The organism is Arthrobacter sp. D1-29 (assembly GCF_054130585.1).
The window spans coordinates 3212363-3230875 of record NZ_CP096383.1; the positions used below are offsets into that span (position 1 = coordinate 3212363).

Annotated in this window: 15 protein-coding genes and 1 riboswitch; of the genes, 3 read left to right on the forward strand and 12 right to left on the reverse strand. The window is 65.8% G+C overall.

Translation table 11 applies throughout. The annotated features are described in order from the left end of the window. Window positions 1-82 precede the first annotated feature (82 nt). The 6 genes from M1E17_RS14530 to M1E17_RS14555 form a co-directional block, all read right to left on the reverse strand. Entirely contained in the window at window positions 83-325 is a 243-nt protein-coding gene (locus M1E17_RS14530; protein ID WP_267275441.1) for an RNA-binding protein, read from the reverse strand. Window position 326: 1 nt separating this feature from the next. Then, a complete protein-coding gene (rpsP, locus tag M1E17_RS14535) occupies window positions 327-740 on the reverse strand; it encodes a 30S ribosomal protein S16 (RefSeq protein ID WP_267275442.1) in 414 nt (137 codons plus the stop codon). A 213-nt stretch (window positions 741-953) separates the two neighbouring features. Then, a complete protein-coding gene (locus M1E17_RS14540) occupies window positions 954-1403 on the reverse strand; it encodes a hypothetical protein (protein ID WP_457967767.1) in 450 nt (149 codons plus the stop codon). 126 nt (window positions 1404-1529) lie between these two features. Next, window positions 1530-2405 carry a VOC family protein gene (locus M1E17_RS14545; RefSeq protein ID WP_457962703.1) on the reverse strand — a complete coding sequence of 292 codons (876 nt, stop codon included), beginning with the start codon at window positions 2403-2405 and terminating at the stop codon, window positions 1530-1532. Between the two features lie 111 nt (window positions 2406-2516). Then, entirely contained in the window at window positions 2517-3599 is a 1083-nt protein-coding gene (locus M1E17_RS14550) for an amidohydrolase family protein (protein WP_457962704.1), read from the reverse strand. A 3-nt stretch (window positions 3600-3602) separates the two neighbouring features. Continuing rightward, complete coding sequence (locus M1E17_RS14555) at window positions 3603-4103, reverse strand: GNAT family N-acetyltransferase (protein WP_457962705.1); 501 nt, start codon at window positions 4101-4103, stop codon at window positions 3603-3605. A 60-nt stretch (window positions 4104-4163) separates the two neighbouring features. Further along, a riboswitch (TPP riboswitch) is annotated at window positions 4164-4271 on the forward strand. Between M1E17_RS14555 and thiC the strand changes: the two genes are divergently transcribed. After that, window positions 4267-6138 (forward strand): phosphomethylpyrimidine synthase ThiC, encoded by a 1872-nt coding sequence (gene thiC, locus M1E17_RS14560; protein ID WP_457962706.1) that lies wholly within the window; start codon window positions 4267-4269, stop codon window positions 6136-6138. It overlaps the preceding riboswitch by 5 nt. A 96-nt stretch (window positions 6139-6234) precedes the next feature. On the opposite strand, the gene M1E17_RS14565 is transcribed toward thiC, so the two are convergent. Both M1E17_RS14565 and ffh read right to left on the reverse strand, forming a co-directional pair. Further along, window positions 6235-6969 (reverse strand): alpha/beta hydrolase, encoded by a 735-nt coding sequence (locus M1E17_RS14565; protein ID WP_457962707.1) that lies wholly within the window; start codon window positions 6967-6969, stop codon window positions 6235-6237. 128 nt (window positions 6970-7097) lie between these two features. Continuing rightward, window positions 7098-8678 carry a signal recognition particle protein gene (gene ffh / locus M1E17_RS14570; RefSeq protein WP_457962708.1) on the reverse strand — a complete coding sequence of 527 codons (1581 nt, stop codon included), beginning with the start codon at window positions 8676-8678 and terminating at the stop codon, window positions 7098-7100. An 84-nt stretch (window positions 8679-8762) separates the two neighbouring features. On the opposite strand from ffh, the gene M1E17_RS14575 reads away from it, so the two are divergent. Then, entirely contained in the window at window positions 8763-10169 is a 1407-nt protein-coding gene (locus M1E17_RS14575; protein WP_457962709.1) for a glucose-6-phosphate dehydrogenase, read from the forward strand. 119 nt (window positions 10170-10288) lie between these two features. On the opposite strand, the gene M1E17_RS14580 is transcribed toward M1E17_RS14575, so the two are convergent. Together M1E17_RS14580 and M1E17_RS14585 are read right to left on the reverse strand one after the other, a co-directional pair. After that, window positions 10289-10627 carry a P-II family nitrogen regulator gene (locus M1E17_RS14580; RefSeq protein ID WP_267275449.1) on the reverse strand — a complete coding sequence of 113 codons (339 nt, stop codon included), beginning with the start codon at window positions 10625-10627 and terminating at the stop codon, window positions 10289-10291. After that, on the reverse strand, window positions 10624-11988 hold the full coding sequence (locus M1E17_RS14585; protein WP_457962710.1) for an ammonium transporter: 1365 nt from the start codon (window positions 11986-11988) through the stop codon (window positions 10624-10626). The genes M1E17_RS14580 and M1E17_RS14585 overlap by 4 nt, the downstream gene beginning before the upstream one ends. 225 nt (window positions 11989-12213) lie before the next feature. Between M1E17_RS14585 and M1E17_RS14590 the strand changes: the two genes are divergently transcribed. After that, on the forward strand, window positions 12214-13452 hold the full coding sequence (locus M1E17_RS14590; RefSeq protein ID WP_457962711.1) for an MFS transporter: 1239 nt from the start codon (window positions 12214-12216) through the stop codon (window positions 13450-13452). Between the two features lie 3 nt (window positions 13453-13455). On the opposite strand, the gene ftsY is transcribed toward M1E17_RS14590, so the two are convergent. Together ftsY and smc are read right to left on the reverse strand one after the other, a co-directional pair. Then, complete coding sequence (ftsY, locus tag M1E17_RS14595; protein ID WP_457962712.1) at window positions 13456-14664, reverse strand: signal recognition particle-docking protein FtsY; 1209 nt, start codon at window positions 14662-14664, stop codon at window positions 13456-13458. A 92-nt stretch (window positions 14665-14756) separates the two neighbouring features. After that, entirely contained in the window at window positions 14757-18377 is a 3621-nt protein-coding gene (gene smc / locus M1E17_RS14600; RefSeq protein ID WP_457962713.1) for a chromosome segregation protein SMC, read from the reverse strand. Window positions 18378-18513 lie beyond the last annotated feature (136 nt).

Here is an 18513-nt window from a genome sequence, read left to right on the forward strand (position 1 = left end):
ACCGCTTTTGCTGTGAAAGCACTCCGGCCCCTCCACCGTCTACTGGTGGAGGGGCCGGAGCAAAACTGGTGTTGCGGGCGCGCTAGCGGCGGCGGTCGGTATCGACGACGTCGACCCTGACCGGTTCGCCGCCTGCCAATGCCGCCACGACGGTGCGCAATGCGCGTGCCGTGCGGCCCTGGCGGCCGATCACCCGTCCGAGGTCATCCTGATGAACGCGTACCTCGAGGGTGTCCCCGCGGCGGTTGTTCTTCGAGCTGACCTTGACGTCCTCCGGGGAATCAACGATTCCGCGGACCAGGTGTTCGAGCGCTTCTGCCAGCAATCTACTCAGCCTCGGTGGTCTCTGCTTCGGCCTCGGCCGGGGCTTCGTCCTTCTTAGCCTTCTTGGTGATGGCTTCCGGGATGATCACAGAACCCTTTTCAGGGGTAACGAAGGCAGGCTTGGCGACCTTGGTCTTCAAGGTGCCCTCCTGGCCCGGCAGGCCCTTGAACTTCTGCCAGTCACCGGTGATCTTGAGGATCGCGGCAACCTGCTCGGACGGCTGTGCGCCGACGCCGAGCCAGTACTGGGCACGGTCCGTGTCGACCTCGATGTATGAGGGCTCTTCGGTGGGGTGGTACTTGCCGATTTCTTCGATGGCACGTCCATCACGCTTGGAGCGTGCGTCCATGACGACGATGCGGTAGTACGGTGCGCGCATTTTGCCAAAGCGCTTAAGGCGAATCTTTACGGCCACTTTTGTGGTCACTCCTGTTTCAGAAAGGGGGTGAACCTGCGTTCTGCACCCGTGGGGCGGGCCATACTTGAGGGTTCGAAGGACAGGATCCGGACGCGGAGAGAGGGGCCACGCAGATCGAGTACCTGTCTATTGTGCCAGATCAGCGGAAGGATTTCGACTTGACACGTGGGCCTGCCGGCGAGGGAACCCGGGCGGGGCCGGGCCGGAGTCTCAGGAGGACCAGACGTACAGTCCGGTGCGGTCCGTGTCGTCGATTCCGCTGGCCAGCTCGGCAAGCTGCTGAACGTACTTGCGGGCGTCGTCGGCCCCGAACGGCATGTCGTCCTGGGCCGCCCATTTTTCGGCGACGTCGTCCAGGACGTTGCCCTCGCCTTCGGTCTCGTAACTAAGCAGATCCGCGAGCGCCCGTACCATCGCCGGCGGAACCCCCAGCAGCGAGTCACTGGCTACGTCCACCATGGCCAGTTCGTAGTCCGCCCCTCCGGCATGCACGGCGGCTCCGGCGAGATCGCCCAGCTGTTCGATTTCGAAATCGCTGATGTCGGGAATCCGCAGGCCCTGCCCGGAGGGCGAACCCGTGGAGGCGCCCCGCTCGTCCAGGTCGCGCGCGCGCTTAAGCGCGGCGTCGTGGGTTGCCACAAACAGTTCGGTAAAGCCCATGGGAATCGCCCTCATTCCGTCGACGGTACGGCCCGGGAAGGCGGCGCTTCAGCACCGCCCCGGCCGTTCGGATTCAGCTTAACCCACAGCCGTGCCCGGACAGCTGCACCGACCCAGCGCAGTAGCTCAGCGGACGCCGACGCGGATCCTGTTGCGCCACGGGTCCTCAAAGCGCAGCTCCGCGCCCGTGTGGTGGGCGGCGACTCCGGCAACCTTGAGACGGTCGGCGAGGGCGCCGACGTCGTCACCTGCGGGGACTTCGATCAGCACTTCGCCCAGGCCCAGCGTGTCCCGCCGGGGACCGGCGCCACGGCTGTTCCACACGTTCATGGCCATGTGATGGTGGTAGCGGCCGGCGGAGACAAACAGTGCCTGGCCGTGCCAGCCCGCGGTCTTTTCAAATCCGAGGGTACCAACGTAGAAGTTGTGGGCCGTCTGGACGTCCCCCACCTGGAGGTGGACATGGCCCACGCCCGCCGCGGCGCCCAGCTGGCTGTCCACTGACTCCTGGGTCAGGTGCTCCTGCAGGTACCGCTGCGGCGGCAGGGCGAGGCTGTCCATCACCACGTCCTTGCCGTTCCAGGACCACCGCTCACGCGGGCGGTCCCAGTAAAGCTCGATGCCGTTGCCTTCGGGGTCGTTGAAGTAGAAGGCCTCACTGACCAGGTGGTCGGCGCTGCCGGTGAAGGACCGGGGGTCATACTGCGCCACCGTGGCCACGGTGGCAGCGAGCGAAGGCTGGTCATCGAAGAGCAGCGCTGTGTGGAACAGGCCGGCCTCTCCCCTGCCCGGAAGATTCAAGCCTGGTGCGGGGGCGAGGTGCACCAGCGGCTTGCCGAGCCGGCCCAGGTAAAGGCCGCCGTCCTGTTCGGCCACCACCTCAAGCCCGAGGGCACGCTGGTAGTAGTCGGTCATGAGTTTCATGTCGCCCACTTTGAGCATCACGGTGCCCATGGTGAGGCTGGCAGGAAGAAGATCCTGGCTGGCGGCTTCTGCAGTCATTGAACGCTCCCGGGTCCTTTGGCCATCGCGGGTCGAGGCCTCTTACCTATTCCAATTACTTGAAGCTTCAATTTATTCCCATGGAAGCCAGCTTTTGGTCAGCAGATAAGTTCAGCGGATAAGATGCCCGCCCAGCACCACATTCTGGAGCCTGGCAACAGTTTCCGGCATGGTCCGCGGATCCTCCCGGCAGAGCACAACGTCCGCAGGCGCGCCCTCCGAAATACCGTTCGCCCCCAGCCAGGTCCGGGCACTCCAGCAGGCGGCGTCGAGGGCGGAAGCCATGGGAAGTCCCGCTGCATGGAGCGCCAGGATCTCGTCCGCGATCCGTCCGTGCCTGATGACGCTTCCGGCGTCCGTGCCCGCATAAATCCGGACCCCGGCCTCGAACGCTTCAAGGACCCGTTCTGCCCTTCGCTCCCAGAGGGCCCGCATGTGGGCGGAATACTGCGGAAACTTTGCTTCAGCCTGGTCAGCGATCCCCGGGAAGGTGGCGATGTTGATGAGCGTCGGCACGATGGGGACGCCCTGTTCAACCAACCTGGGGAGGTGCCTTGGCAGGAGCCCGGTGGCATGCTCGATGCAGTCGATCCCTGCATCCAGCAGGTGGTCCAGGGTCTCTTCCGCGAAGCAGTGTGCTGTCACCCGGGCGCCCTCCTCGTGCGCCGCCTGAACGGCAAGTTTGACGACGGCGGGAGGGAACGACGCCGCCAGGTCACCTGCACCACGGTCGATCCAGTCCGCCACCAGCTTGACCCAGCCATCGCCGGCACGGGCCTGCTTGCGGACCGCCTCTGCAAGCCCTTCTGGCTCCACTTCGACGGCGAAGTTCCGCAGATAGCGGCCTGTCCGTGCGATGTGGCGGCCCGCCCGGACAATCCTGGGCATGCCGGGCTTTCCCTGCAGCCAGCGCGTATCACTGACGGTGCCGGCATCCCTCAGCAGGAGTGTCCCGGCGTCGCGGTCGGTGCGGGCCTGTTCTTCGGCAACTTCGTCCGCCACGGCACCGCCCCCGCCCAAGCCGATATGGCAGTGCGCGTCCACAAACCCTGGAAGCACCCAGCCTGGCCGGACCGTGTCCGGAACTCTCTGGGGACGGTGGAAGGTCAGCCTGCCATCCACCGACCACAATCCGTGGCGTTCCTGGTGCGGTCCGGTGAGAACGGTTCCACTGAATTCAATGACTCCGGCCATGGCCTAGAGTTCCCTCCTCATGGTGAGCCGCGGACCCAGGGCGTCAAGCCCGAGTCGCTTTTCGTGGGCCCGGAGAGCGGCAAGGCCGGGCCCTGGAGCAGGATATTCGATGAAGCCGCACTTGGCGTAGAACGGGGCATTGAAGGGAACGTCAGTGAAGGTACACAGCGTCATCGCCGTGAACCCCCGGCGCCGTGCTTCAGCCGCGGCGGCTTCAAGCAATGCCCTGCCGAGGCCCCGCCTGCCAGCCGCCGGGTGGACCGAAAGCTGCTCGAGATGAGCCAGGCCATCCACCATATCGATGCGGGCAAATCCAACCGGCGGACGTCCCGCTACTAGGACAAACAGCGAAACAACGGCCGGGGTTGGCTGCGGCGCCGGAAGCAGAACTCCGCCCAGCGCGTCCTGAAGCTGTGCATCGGCCGCGGCTTCCAGCTGTGGCAAGCAACCCAGATCATCTGGCTCCGCAGGCCTGATCCGGTGTGCCTCATTCGAGTCAGTCACGCCGTCAGGCTAGCACCGGCCCTGTAACAACGTCCTCCGGCGCAGGCTGTGGTAGCTTCATCTTGACCACACGGGTGCCCTTGCAAGGGCTGAGATCGGGCTGACGCAGCCTGCGACCGTTGAACCTGTCCGGGTAATGCCGGCGAAGGAAGTGAGTATTCCCGTGAATACGCAAGAAAAACTGCTGCCCCCTGCCCAAAACGAAACGGCCGGCCCCAAAACCGGCACGAAAGAGGGAGACCAATCCCGGCACGCTGACACGCAGTCGCTGAAGTCGCATTCGCTGGCTTTCATCAAGGACGAAGCCTCGGGAATCCAGGTTCCCGTGACGGAGATTGCCTTGGAGCCCTCCCCTAACGGCCAGGCGAACAGTCCGTTCAGGATCTACCGGACCGCCGGCCCGGGCAGCGATCCGGTGGTTGGCCTGGCGCCGTTCCGCTCCCCCTGGATCAGCGAACGGGGCGACACCGAGCCGTACAGCGGCCGGGAGCGGAACCTGCTCGACGACGGCCGTTCAGCCGTCCGCCGCGGAGCAGCTTCAGCGGAGTGGAAGGGAGCGCAGCCCGAGCCCCGCCGCGCCGTCGCCGGCCGGACGGTGACCCAGATGCATTATGCAAAACAGGGCACCATCACTCCGGAGATGCGGTTCATCGCCCTCCGCGAGAACTGCGATGTGGAGCTGGTGCGCAGCGAGGTTGCGGCCGGACGCGCGATTATCCCGAACAACATCAACCATCCGGAGTCCGAGCCGATGATCATCGGCAAGGCCTTCCTGGTGAAAATCAACGCCAACATCGGCAATTCCGCTGTCACCAGTTCCATCGCTGAGGAGGTGGACAAGCTGCAATGGGCCACCCAGTGGGGCGCAGACACCGTGATGGACCTGTCCACCGGGGATGACATCCACACCACCCGTGAATGGATCATCCGCAACTCTCCGGTTCCGATCGGCACGGTGCCGATTTACCAGGCGCTGGAGAAGGTCAACGGTGAAGCGAATGCACTGACGTGGGAGATCTTCCGCGACACCGTCATCGAGCAGTGCGAACAGGGGGTGGACTACATGACCATCCACGCCGGGGTTCTGCTGCGGTACGTTCCCCTGACCGCCAACCGCGTGACAGGGATTGTGTCCCGCGGCGGTGCCATCATGGCGGGCTGGTGCCTGGCACACCATCAGGAGAACTTCCTCTACACCCACTTTGACGAGCTCTGTGAGATTTTCGCGAAGTACGACGTCGCGTTCTCCCTGGGCGACGGCCTGCGGCCGGGAGCGACGGCGGACGCCAACGACGCGGCGCAGTTTGCCGAACTGGACACCCTGGCGGAGCTGACCCAGCGGGCCTGGGAGTTCGATGTGCAGGTGATGGTGGAGGGCCCCGGCCACGTGCCGTTCCACCTGGTCCGCGAGAACGTGGAACGCCAGCAGGAACTCTGCAACGGTGCGCCGTTCTATACCCTTGGCCCCTTGGTCACTGACGTTGCCCCGGGCTATGACCACATCACCTCAGCCATCGGGGCCACGGAAATTGCCCGCTACGGAACGGCAATGCTCTGCTACGTCACACCCAAGGAGCACCTGGGACTGCCGAACAAGGACGACGTCAAGACCGGCGTGATCACCTACAAGATCGCCGCCCACGCGGCAGACCTCGCCAAAGGGCACCCCGGCGCCCACGAACGGGACGATGCCCTGTCCAAAGCCAGGTTCGAGTTCCGTTGGCGTGATCAGTTTGCACTGTCGCTGGACCCCGTCACGGCGGAGGCTTTCCATGACGAGACCCTGCCGGCTGAACCGGCCAAAACGGCACACTTCTGCTCCATGTGCGGCCCCAAGTTCTGTTCCATGAGGATCAGCCAGGACATTCGGGATGAATACGGCAGCAGTGACTATGCTTCCGGCGACTCCCCGGACACCCCGCAGGCGGAGGCCGCGATTGCTGCCGGAATGCGGGAAAAGAGCCAGGAGCTCCTCGCCGCCGGAGGCAAGGTGTACCTGCCTGAGCTGCGGCTCCCCGAAAGCGCCCGCCACTAGCGGGCTTCAAGCTCCGTCCGGCAGGCATTTGGGGGCCTGCCGGACGGGACCTGCGGGAGATCCTTGGGCAGGCAGGCCAAGGCTGGGAAACGCCTATTAAGACGCCCGGGGCTGCAGGCGCCGGCTCGCCTCGGCAATGAACGAACGGATGCAGTGGTCACCCTCGGCGGAATCCTGTGGCCGGTGCCCGCCCGCGGCATGGCGGTGCAGGGCGCCGGTCTCCCTGAGGTACCTGGCGATTTCTTCGTAGAGGGGTTCCCAGCCGCCGGTCAGGACCAGCGTGGGAACACCGGGAACAATCTGCAGCGGAGCTTCCCAGGCCGGGGCCTGCAGCCGGAGCCGGCGCGCCGACCGTTTTTCCTCCACGGTGGCAGGCTCCTGCAGATCCGCCGCGTACACCCGCCGGACGAACTCCCGCTGGAAGTCCTCATCCCCAAGCTGGTGGCGGACATCAAAGAGCGGCTGCATCAGTTCGCGGTGTGCCGCAGTGGCGGGCAGTTCGGCGGTGAGGGACAGGCAGGCGGGCTCCACGAGGGTCAGCGATAACACCAGGTCCGGGCGTTCGACGGCGGCCAGCATGGCTGAAATGGCGCCCTGGGCATGCGCCACAACGTGGCCGCCGGCAGCGCCCCGGCCGTCATCAGCCAGGGAGCGCAGGACAATGGCGGCATCGGCTGTGAAGGACGATTCAACAGGTTCGGCCACGGGATCGAATCCGTGCCGGCGGAGGAACAGGGCGTCATAGGTCAGTGCCATGCCGTGCTGGCGGGGCCATGCCGCCGCGCCGAAGCTTCCGGCGCCGTGGACGAACACTACCCTCTGCTTGAACATGACCCAACCCTAATCCACGGCTCCGACATCCCGGTGGCACCACCCAAGTGGCTGGCAGTTAACGCTCCGAAACGCGCGTTTCGGAGCGTTAACTGCGACCCAGTTGGGGTGCCTAGTGGAGGCTTCGGTTACTTGCCGAGGAACTTGTCGAAGCCCTTGGGCAGGTTGAGCTGGGACGGATCGAAGTCCCCGGACTGCTGGCCGAACGCCGCACCGGTGGGAAGCGCCTTCGCCGCACCTGCCCGGCGTGCTTCAGCTTCCCGGAGTTCCTGGGCTGCCTTGGCCGGGTTTCCGGAGCGGGCTTTCTTCTTCGGTGCGTTCTTGACAGCCTTCTTGCCGCCGCCCGGACCGCCCATTCCCGGCATACCGGGCATTCCGGGCATGCCGCCGCCCTGTGCCATCTTCTTCATCATCTTCTGGGCCTGGGCGAAGCGTTCCAGGAGGCCGTTGACCTCTGAAACATGCACACCCGAACCGCGGGCGATGCGGGCGCGGCGGGAGCCGTTGATGATCTTCGGGGCGACGCGCTCGTGCGGCGTCATGGAGCGGACGATGGCCTCGACCCGGTCGATCTCGCGTTCGTCGAACTGCTCAAGCTGCTGGCGGATGTTCTGCGCACCAGGCATCATCATCAGCATCTTCTTCATGGAGCCCATGTTGCGGATCTGCTGCATCTGGGCCAGGAAGTCATCAAGGGTGAAGTCCTCCTGGTCGGCGAACTTCTTCGCCATCCGGGCGGCTTCGTCCTTGTCCCAGGACTTCTCGGCCTGCTCGATGAGCGTCAGGACGTCGCCCATGTCCAGGATGCGTGAGGCCATCCGGTCCGGGTGGAAGAGTTCGAAGTCGTCCACGCCTTCGCCGGTGGACGCAAACATCACGGGCTTGCCGGTCACGGACGCAACGGAGAGCGCGGCACCGCCGCGGGCGTCGCCGTCGAGCTTTGACAGCACAACGCCGGTGAAGTTGACGCCTTCATCGAAGGCCATCGCGGTGTTGACCGCGTCCTGGCCGATCATGGCGTCGATGACGAAGAGTACTTCGTTGGGGACGATTGCCTTGCGGATCTGGCGCGCCTGCTCCATCATCTCGGCATCCACACCGAGACGGCCGGCGGTGTCCACGATCACGACGTCGTGCAGCTTCTGGCGTGCTTCCTCAACACCTGCACGGGCGACGGCGACAGGATCGCCCGCGGGATGCTCGAGTTCGGACGTGGCGCCGGGGTGCGGGGCGAAGACCGGCACGCCGGCGCGCTTGCCCACTACCTGGAGCTGGGTGACGGCATTGGGGCGCTGGAGGTCGCAGGCCACGAGGATGGGGCTGTGTCCCTGGGACTTCAGCCACTTGGACAGCTTGCCGGCAAGGGTGGTCTTGCCGGCGCCCTGGAGGCCGGCGAGCATGATGATGGTGGGCCCGTTCTTGGCCAGCCGGATGCGGCGGGTCTCGCCGCCGAGGATCTCAACGAGTTCCTCATTAACGATCTTGACGATCTGCTGGCTGGGGTTCAGGGCCCCGGAAACCTCTGCACCCAGGGCGCGTTCCCGTACCCGGCCGGTGAATTCACGCACCACCGGAACGGCAACGTCGGCATCCAGGAGGGCGCGGCGGATCTCGCGAACTGTGGCGTCGACATCGGCCTCGGTGAGGCGGCCCTTGCCACGGAGATTCTTGAAGGTTGCTGTCAACCGGTCAGAGAGTGAATTGAACACGCGCCGTGCACTTCTTTCAGTGGATGTACGGGACTCGACTATCTAGGGTACCAAGTCAGCCCGGCATGGTGGCATGCTGGCAAGGTGACGAGCCAAACAACTGTAAAAACCCTGCTCATCCTCGGCGCTTCAGGCGACCTGACCGGAAGGCTGCTCCTGCCCGGCCTCGCCCGCCTGCTGGCGAGCGGCCGTGCCGGAGGCCTGAACCTGGTGGGGGCCGGCTCCGACCCCTGGACTCCGGAACAGTGGCGGGACCGGGTCCACAACGCCTTCGCGGAGGCAGCGGGGTCCGCGGACGAGGCGGGGCAGAGGGCCCTGGCGGCCATCGAGAAAGAAACCACCTACCACCAGGTGGACGTCACCGCGGAGGGTCCGCTGGCCTCGCTGGTGGCGGGCCTGGACGGTCCCGCCGCAGTTTACTTCGCCCTGCCGCCGCGGGTCAGCCAGCTTGCCTGCGAGGCGCTGCGGCGCGGCGGCCGGCTGCCGGCAGGCACGCGCCTGGTCATGGAGAAGCCCTTCGGATCGGGTGAGGCATCGGCCCGTTCCCTCAACGAGACCCTGGCGTCCCTGGTGCCTGAAGACCACATCCACCGGGTGGACCACTTCCTGGGCAAAGCCACGGTGCTCAACATTCTGGGCCTTCGGTTTGCCAACAACTTCCTGGAGCCGGTCTGGAACAGGGAGCACGTAGAGAAGGTGGAAATCATCTTCGACGAAGACCTGGCCCTCGAAGGACGCGCCCGTTACTACGACGGCGCCGGGGCCTTGAGGGACATGATCCAGAGCCATCTCCTGCAAATCATGGCACTGATGGCCATTGAACCGCCGGCCACCATCGGCGAGCGGGACCTGCGGGACGCCATCTCCACCGTGCTCCGCGCCAGCAGTATCAGCGCCCCCTACGCAAAATCCACCCGCCGGGCAAGGTACACGGCGGGCACTGTCTCGGGGCGGAAAATCCCCGATTACGCCGACGAAGAGGGTGTGGACGCGGCCAGGGGCACCGAGACCCTGGCCGAAGTCCAGGTGGAAATCAACAACTGGCGCTGGAAAGGCGTTTCCTTCATCCTGCGCTCCGGGAAAGCCCTGGGCCGGAAGCGCAAGGAGGCAGTGGTCACCTTCCGCCCGGTCCCCCACCTGCCGGCCGGGTTCACGGGCGTGGACTCGCCCAACCAGCTGCGAATCGGCTTCGGCCCGGACACGCTGCAGTTCGACGTCGATGTGAACGGCCCCGGCGACATTTTCAGCCTGGGCCGCACCACCCTCAATGCCGAGCTCAGCGCCTCCGATCTCCTCCCCTATGGCGAAGTGCTGGAGGGCGTGCTGAGTGGAGACCCGCTGCTGTCCGTCCGCGGTGACACCGCAGAGGACTGCTGGCGGATCGTTGAGCCCGTCCTGAAGGCCTGGTCGCGGGGCACGGTACCGCTGGAGGAGTACGACGCCGGGTCCGCGGGGCCGGCGGGCTGGTCAGGTTCAGCAGAACAGGACTGAACACAAAGAAGCAGGGTGTCAAAAGAGCAGAGCAGCAAAAAGCAGAGCGGGCAGGAAACCCTTCAAGGATTTCCTGCCCGCTCTGCTCTAGTGCTGTATGGCGTTTGGTGTGCGGCGGACTAGATGGCGGCGGTGCCGCGTTCTCCCGTACGCACCCTCACTGCTTCGAAAACATCCACGGTCCAGACCTTGCCGTCGCCGGCACGCCCGGTGTTGGAGCTGGCGATAATCACATCCAGGATGTCATCGGCCTGCTCGTCGGTGGCCAGCACCTCGACCCGGATCTTGGGCAGGAGGTCCACGTTGTATTCAGCTCCACGGTAAACCTCCGTGTAGCCGCGCTGCCTGCCGTAGCCGCTGGCCGCGCTGACCGTCAGTCCCTGGACGCCGTATGCCTCCAGGCCTTCCCGGATGGCTTCGAGCTTCTCCGGCCTGACGATTGCTGTGATCAGTTTCATGCCCCCACGCTTTCCTTGCCTGCTGCCGGCTCCGTCTTGTTGGCGTCAGTCTTGGCCTCAGACGGTGCGGCCTCTTGTGCCTTGCCGGTGATCAGTTCGTGCAGCGGCTGGAAGCTTCCGCCGTGGCCGCCAACACCAAACTCGTAGGCGGTCTCTGCGTGCAGGCTAAGGTCAACGCCAACCGCTTCCTGCTCCTGCGAAACGCGGAAGCCCATGGTCTTGTGGATGGCGTAGGCGATCAGGGCCGTCAGGATCGCAGAGTACGCGATGGCGATGCCGGCTGCTGCGAGCTGGGCCCAGAGCTGGGTGAAGCCGCCGCCGTAGAAGAGGCCGCCGCCGACGCCTTCCTCAGGCAGTGCGATGAAGCCAAGGGCTACGGTGCCGATGATGCCGGACACAAGGTGGACACCCACAACGTCCAGGGAGTCATCGAAGCCCCAGCGGAACTTGAGTCCGACTGCGAGGGCCGATGCTGCACCGGCGATGAGGCCCAGACCGAGGGCACCCAGGGGGCTGACGTTTGCACAGGCGGGGGTGATGGCAACCAAACCGGCGACCACACCTGAGGCTGCGCCCAGGGACGTCGGGTGGCCGTCGCGGATTCGTTCGGTAATGAGCCAGCCGATCATGGCTGCGGCAGGTGCTGCGAGGGTGTTGACCCAGATCAGGCCACCCTGCTCAGCGGTAGCGGCCAGGCCGCCGTTGAAGCCGAACCAGCCGAACCAGAGGATGGCCGCGCCGAGCATGACGAACGGGATGTTGTGCGGGCGGTGGTTCGGGTCCTTGCCGAAGCCCTTACGGTTGCCAATGATCAGGACGAGGATCAGCGCGGCCACACCAGCGTTGATGTGGACCACGGTACCGCCGGCGAAGTCGATGGCCGGGCCGAGGGCCTGGCCGATAGCGCCTTCCGCACCGAAGAGGCCGCCGCCCCAGACCATGTAGGCCAGCGGGCAGTAGACAAGTGTTACCCATACCGGCACGAACACGGTCCAGGCGCCGAACTTGGCGCGGTCCGCGATGGCACCGCTGATGAGGGCCACGGTGATGATGGCGAAGGTTGCGCCGTAGCCCACAAGGATGAGGCCTTCCGGCGACTCTGCCGTGTTGACGCCCTCAAGGCCGAAGCTCGCGAAGGGGTTCCCGACCATCTGCAGGAAGCCTTCACCGCCAGTCATGGAGTAACCCCAGAGCACCCAGACAACACTCACGATGCCGATGGAGATGAAGCTCATCATCATCATGTTCAGTGCCGCTTTGGCGCGCGTCATGCCGCCGTAGAAAAATGCCAGACCCGGTGTCATGAACAGCACGAGTGCCGCCGCCACCATGAGCCATACGTGACCTGCGGTAAGTTCCATGGTGCACGTCCTCCCTATGATCGATACTGCGGAATCATCCGCCTGCCAACGCCGTTTGCGTTCTGTAAAGATTTTGTCCGCGCCGTGTTTCGCGTGCGGAGGATTTAGATTGCTGGCTTGTTACAAGAACCTCTAGGAAGTAAATGGTGCATATCTGGCTTGTTACGGTTATGTTTCAGCGCTCCCCCGGCACCCAATGACCACAACTGCAAGGACACCTGCACCATGACTGCCACAGCCCGTGTGAGCGGCGCCACAGCGCGGATTTTCGCCATCCTGCGCCCGCAGCGGGCAAAGCTGCCGCGCGACATCAAGGTGATGCTGGTTGCAGCGTTCCTGATTGCCCTTGGATTCGGGCTTGTTGCACCCGTGTTGCCGCAATTCGCCACAACCTTTGATGTGGGTGCCACCGCAGCGGCGGTCATCGTGAGCATCTTTGCCATGATGCGCCTGGTGTTCGCGCCGGCCGGCGGGGCCCTGATCGGCCGGCTTGGCGAAAGGCCGGTCTACGTGGGCGGGCTGCTGATTGTGGCGGCTTCAACCGCGGCGTGCGCCTTTGCCCAGGACTACTGGCAGCTGCTGGTCTTCCGTGGCCTTGGCGGAGTGGGCTCGGTGATGTTTACCGTGGCCTCCATGGCGCTGGTGGTCCGGCTGGCTCCGCCTGAAAGCCGCGGCAGGGTGTCCGGGGCGTATGCGAGCGCCTTCCTGATCGGCAACGTGTGCGGTCCTATCGTGGGCGGCATGCTGGCAGGATTCGGCCTGCGCGTGCCTTTCCTGGCTTACGCGGCGGCCCTGGTGCTGGCGGCAGCCGTGGTCCAGACCCAGCTCAGCCACCGGCCCGCAGGTACCGGGGCTTCCGGGACCGGGGCGCCGGAGATGCGGTTCGGCGAGGCCCTGAGGGTGGGCGCCTACCGCTCGTCGCTGATCTCCAGCTTCGCCAACGGCTGGGCCACTTTTGGCGTGCGGATGGCCACGGTTCCGCTGTTTGCCGTTGCGGCGCTGGGGTCCGGCCCTGAAGCCGCCGGCCTGGCGCTGGCTGTGTTCGCGGCCGGCAACGCGGTAGCCCTGACGTTCTCCGGACGCCTGGCGGACAGCATGGGCCGCCGCCCCATGATGGTGTCAGGGCTGCTGGTCACCGGAATCTCCACAGCAGCCATCGGATTCACCTCTGACCTGGCGTACTTCCTGGCGGCCTCGGCTGTGGCCGGAATTGGCGCCGGCATCCTGGGTCCGGCGCAGCAGGCTGCCGTGGCCGACATCATCGGCTCCGAACGCTCGGGCGGGCGGGTGCTCGCTGCCTACCAGATGACTTCCGACATCGGCGCTATTGCCGGCCCTGTCCTGGCCGGCATTCTCGCGGACCAGTTGGGATACGGCTGGGCGTTCGGGGTGACCGGCGGCGTGCTGGTCCTTGCCGCTGCGGCGTGGACCGCCACACCGGAGACGCTGAAGCCCAAGCGCTGAGCATCAGTTCAGCAGCGCGTCCACAAAGCTTTCCGCCTCGAAGGGAGCGAGGTCGTCGGCGCCCTCGCCCAGGCCAATCAGCTTCACCGGAACGCCCAGCGAGTTCTGGATGGCAACAACGATTCCGCCCTTGGCCGTGCCATCCAGCTTGGTCAGCACAATGCCAGTGATGTTGACCACCTCGGAGAACACACGCGCCTGGTTCAGTCCGTTCTGGCCTGTGGTGGCGTCCAGAACGAGCAGCACCTCGTCCACTTCGGCGAGCTTTTCGATGACCCGCTTGACCTTGCCAAGCTCGTCCATCAGGCCCACCTTGTTCTGCAGGCGGCCGGCGGTGTCGATCATCACCACGTCGACTTCCTGCTCGATGCCTGCCTTAACAGCCTCATAGGCGACAGAGGCCGGATCGGCGCCATCGACGTCGGACTTCACCGTCGGGACCCCGACGCGCTGGCCCCACGTTGCCAACTGTTCGGCGGCGGCGGCGCGGAAGGTGTCCGCCGCGCCCAGGAGGACGTCCTTGTCCTCAGCCACCAGGACGCGGGCGAGCTTGCCTACGGTGGTTGTTTTGCCAACCCCGTTAACACCCACCACCATCATGACTGCGGGCGTCGCGGCGTGCCGGTCAATGTGCAGCCGGCGGTCCATGGTGGGATCCACGAGCTTGATCAGCTCTTCTCGAAGCAGCGCCTTGACCTGCTCGGGGGTCCGGGTGCCCAGCACCTTCACGCGCTCCCGCAGGGCGTCGACCAGCTGCATGGTGGGTTCGGTTCCCAGATCCGCCAGCAGCAGCGTCTCCTCCACCTCGTCCCAGACGTCTTCATCAATTTTGTCGCTCGACAGCAGGGCCAGGAGTCCCTTGCCCAGGATGTTGTTGGAGCGGACCAGCCGCTCGCGCAGGCGGGTGAGCCGGCCGGCCACCGGAAGGGGGGTTTCAACCTGGATGGTTTCCAGGCCCGCTGCATCATCCGGTACGTCAGCAGTCTCCAGGTCCTCAATGTCGACGCCGGCAGGCGCCTTGCGCTCGACAGTCGCCGGCGGCGCGTCCTCCAGCAGCGTGCCGCCGCCCTGCTGGGTCGCGGGATCATTGGCGTCGCGCGTGCCGGGGTACTGGGTGATGTTCTTCCGTGTCTTCATCAGGACAGGAATCAGCCCGCCAAGAACCGCCAGGGCAGCAACAATGGACAGAATAATAGGGAGGATGTCATTCACTCCCCTAGCTTCTCACAAAGGCGGCAGGCGTTTTCCGGCCTTCCACGGCAGCTGGCACACCCTAACGGTTAACGGAGCTGCTACCGAGGGAGCTACACGTCCGCGCCCAGCCGCTGGCTGATGACCGTGGAGACACCGTCTCCGCGCATGGTGACGCCGTACAGCGCGTCAGCGACTTCCATGGTCCGCTTCTGATGGGTAATGACAATCAGCTGGCTTGATTCCCTGAGTTCCTCGAAGATGGTGATCAGCCGGCCAAGATTGGTGTCGTCAAGGGCAGCCTCTACCTCGTCCATGACGTAGAAAGGCGAGGGTCTCGCCTTGAAAATGGCAACCAGCAGCGCGACGGCGGTGAGGGAGCGTTCCCCGCCGGACAGCAGTGAAAGCCGCTTGATCTTCTTGCCGGCGGGCCGCGCCTCCACCTCGATGCCGGTGGTGAGCATATCCGACGGGTCAGTCAGGACAAGGCGGCCCTCCCCGCCGGGGAAGAGCCTCGCGAAGACCCGGACGAACTGCGTCTGGGTGTCCTCGAACGCCTCGGCGAAGACCCGTTGGACGCGGTCATCAACTTCCCTGATGATGTCCAGCAGGTCCTTGCGGCTGGCCTTCAGGTCTTCCAGCTGGGTGCTGAGGAACTGGTGCCTCTCCTCGAGGGCGGCAAATTCTTCCAGAGCCAGGGGATTCACGCGGCCAAGGCTGGCGAGGTCACGCTCGGCCTTCCGGAGCCGCTTCTCCTGCTCCTCACGGACGAAGGGCCTGCCCTCAACCACGGGCGCGCCGCTGTCGTCAACCGGCGCCCGGAGGGCCGCCCACTTGTCTGCGTTTTCTTCCGCCGGAACAGGCACGGGTACGTCTGGTCCGTAGTCGGCCACCAACATGTCCGGGGTGATGCCCAGTTCCTCGACGGAGCGGGTTTCCAGGGCTTCGATCCGGGCCCGCTGTTGGGCACGGGCAAGTTCATCGCGGTGGACCGAGTCGGTCAGCTCCGCGAGTTCGCCGGCGAGGGCGTCATTGGCTGTCCGTGTTTCCACCAGCCCGCGGTCCCGCTCTTCCCGGTTCTCTTCTGCCAGGTCGCGTTCATGCCGGGCCAGCTCCACAGACACGTCGATGAACCGGAGGCTTCGCCCGACAGCAGCCGACACTGCCGCTGCCCGCCGCGCCTGGACCTGGCGGCGGCGCGCCCGCTCTGCTGCCTCCTCCCGGGCGCGGCGTTCGGTGGCAGCCGCGCGTTCCAGGGAGGCGGCCCGGTTCCTGGTGGCCGTCAGCTGCTCCTCCGCGCTCCGCAGCGCCAGCCGTTCCTCCATCTCGGCCGAGCGGGCCAGGGCGGCAGCTGCAGCCAGGGCATCCCTGTGCCCGGTGGAGGGTTCCTCCTCCAGGGGAGCCTCCTGCGCGGCTGCGAGCCGCGCTGCGATGGCCGCGAGCGCCTCTTCCTCGGTGGCCACGTTGGCCTCCGCCTTGGCCAGGGAGGCGGCCAGCCTGTCACTTTCGCCCACGGCGCTGCGCAGGACGGAATTCAGATGACCGAGCCGTTCAGCGACCGCAGCGAGCCGGGCATCTGATTCGTGCAGCCTGTCCAGCGCGGCGTCCGTCCGCTCCTGCGCTGCGGCCTTCCTGGCCTCGGCACCGGCCAGGGCGAACCTGTTCCGTTCAATCCGGGCCGTCACGTCGGCCAGCCGGGTCTCGGCGTCGTCGACGGCGGCCTGCACCTCCAGGAGCGAGGGCGCCTTCGCGGAACCACCAGTGACGGTGAGGGCGGTGAAAATATCACCGGCCATGGTGACTGCGGTCAGTGCCGGCCTGGCTTCAATCAGCGCCCCGGCCGCCTGGAGGTCCTCGACGACGGCAACGCCGGTGAGCAGGGCAGCGATGGGGTTGCCGCCGCCCCCGGAGATTGAGACGAGGTCGAGGGCCCACTGGGCTCCAGCGGGCAACGGTCCGTTCTCCGCGCCGTTCTCCTGCTCAGCGCGCTGTCCTGCCGCACTCTGTCCTGGGGACGAAACTGCCGATTCCAGCAGCAGCGAGGCGCGTCCGGCGTCGTCGTCCTTCAGGAGCTGAACGACGGCGGCGGCGGCCGCCGGGTCCCTCACCACTATCGCCTCGGAGGCGTCGCCGAGTGCGGCAGCAATGGCAGTTTCGAATCCCGGCTCAACGCTGAGCCGTGAGGCGAGCGTTCCGGCGACACCCGACAGCCCGGAGTTCAACGCATGCTCCGCACCATCCTTCCGGCTTAGTCCAAGCTGCAGTGCGTCCCTGCGTGCCACCAAGGCATCGCGTTCGCGGACGTCCTCAGCCGTGGCGGAGGCAGCGTCCTTCATCTCCTGGAGCACGGCGTCGAGTTCCTCACTGGCGTCCTCGTAGTCGGCGTCGAGGGTTTCCTCGCCTTCCTCGACCCCTGCGACCTGGCTCTCCAGTGCCGTGAACTCCTCCTGCGCCCGCCGGCGGCGCTCGGTTCCGGCCGCCAGGGATTCCCTCAACCTGCCAAGCTCGGCCTGCGCGGATTCCACCCGTGACCTTGCCGCACCGACCTGCCCTGCGAGCCGGGCGAGCCCTTCCCTGCGGTCGGCCGCTGCGCGCAGGACCGCAGTGAGGCGTTTCTCCTCCGCGACGGCGGCCTGCTCCGCCTCCATTTTTGCTGCCGTTGCCGTATCAAGGGCGCTGCGTTTGTCCAGGATGTGGCGTTCGAGTTCCGCCAATTCTGCCCGCACCTGGGCAGCCTGCCGTTCAAGCTGCTCCGGATCCCGGCCCGAGTAGGGTTCGGAGTTGACGGAGCCGAGCAATCTGCTCCGCTCCTGGGCAAGGGAACCCAGGGATCGGAGCCGTTCACGGCCTGCAGACAACCGGTACCAGGTGTCCCGCGCAGCGTTGAGTCTCGGCGTCGCCTCAGCTGCCAGCTGTTCCAGGACCGCTTGCCGCCTGCGCCCTGCCTCAAGTTCCTGCTCCACCACACCCCGGCGCGCCTTTAGCGCAGCCTCATCCGCCACGTCCTGGTCAAGGGCACCCTGCAGCTGGACAAGGTCATCGGCCAAAAGCCGGGCCCGGGCATCCCGCACGTCGAACTGCACCCGCTGGGCGCGGCGCGCCACCTCCGCCTGTTTTCCCAGTGGAGTGAGCTGGCGCCTGATTTCCCCGGTGAGATCGCTGAGCCGCTGCAGGTTGGCCTGCATCGCCTCCAGTTTCCGGACGGTCTTTTCCTTGCGCCGCCGGTGCTTGAGGATCCCGGCGGCTTCCTCGATGAATCCGCGGCGGTCCTCCGGAGTGGCATGGAGCACCTTGTCCAGCTGGCCCTGGCCAACAATGACGTGCATCTCCCGGCCCAGCCCCGAATCGGACAACAGTTCCTGGATATCCAGCAGCCGGCAGCTGGCCCCGTTGATGGCGTATTCCGAGCCGCCGGTGCGGAAGAGGGTGCGCGAGATGGTGACCTCGCTGTATTCGATGGGAAGCGCGCCGTCGGTGTTGTCGATGGTCAGCGAGACATGGGCCCGGCCAAGGGGCGGGCGTCCGGACGTCCCGGCGAAAATGACGTCTTCCATCTTGCCGCCGCGGAGAGTCTTTGCCCCCTGCTCCCCCATCACCCAGGACAGGGCGTCCACTACATTGGACTTCCCTGAGCCGTTGGGTCCCACCACAGCGGTGACGCCGGGTTCGAAGTCGAAGGTCGTGGCGGACGCAAACGACTTGAACCCCCGGACAGTCAGGCTTTTGAGGTGCAAGGTGTTTCGGATCTCCTGAATGGCTGAAGCGGCTGCTCTGCTGCCCCAAATCTACTGTGTTGCAGCGCGATTGGTGGGTATTTCCGCCGTACCAGCGTACCCGTCCTGCAGGGGCGTCCGAACAGGTCTACTGGCG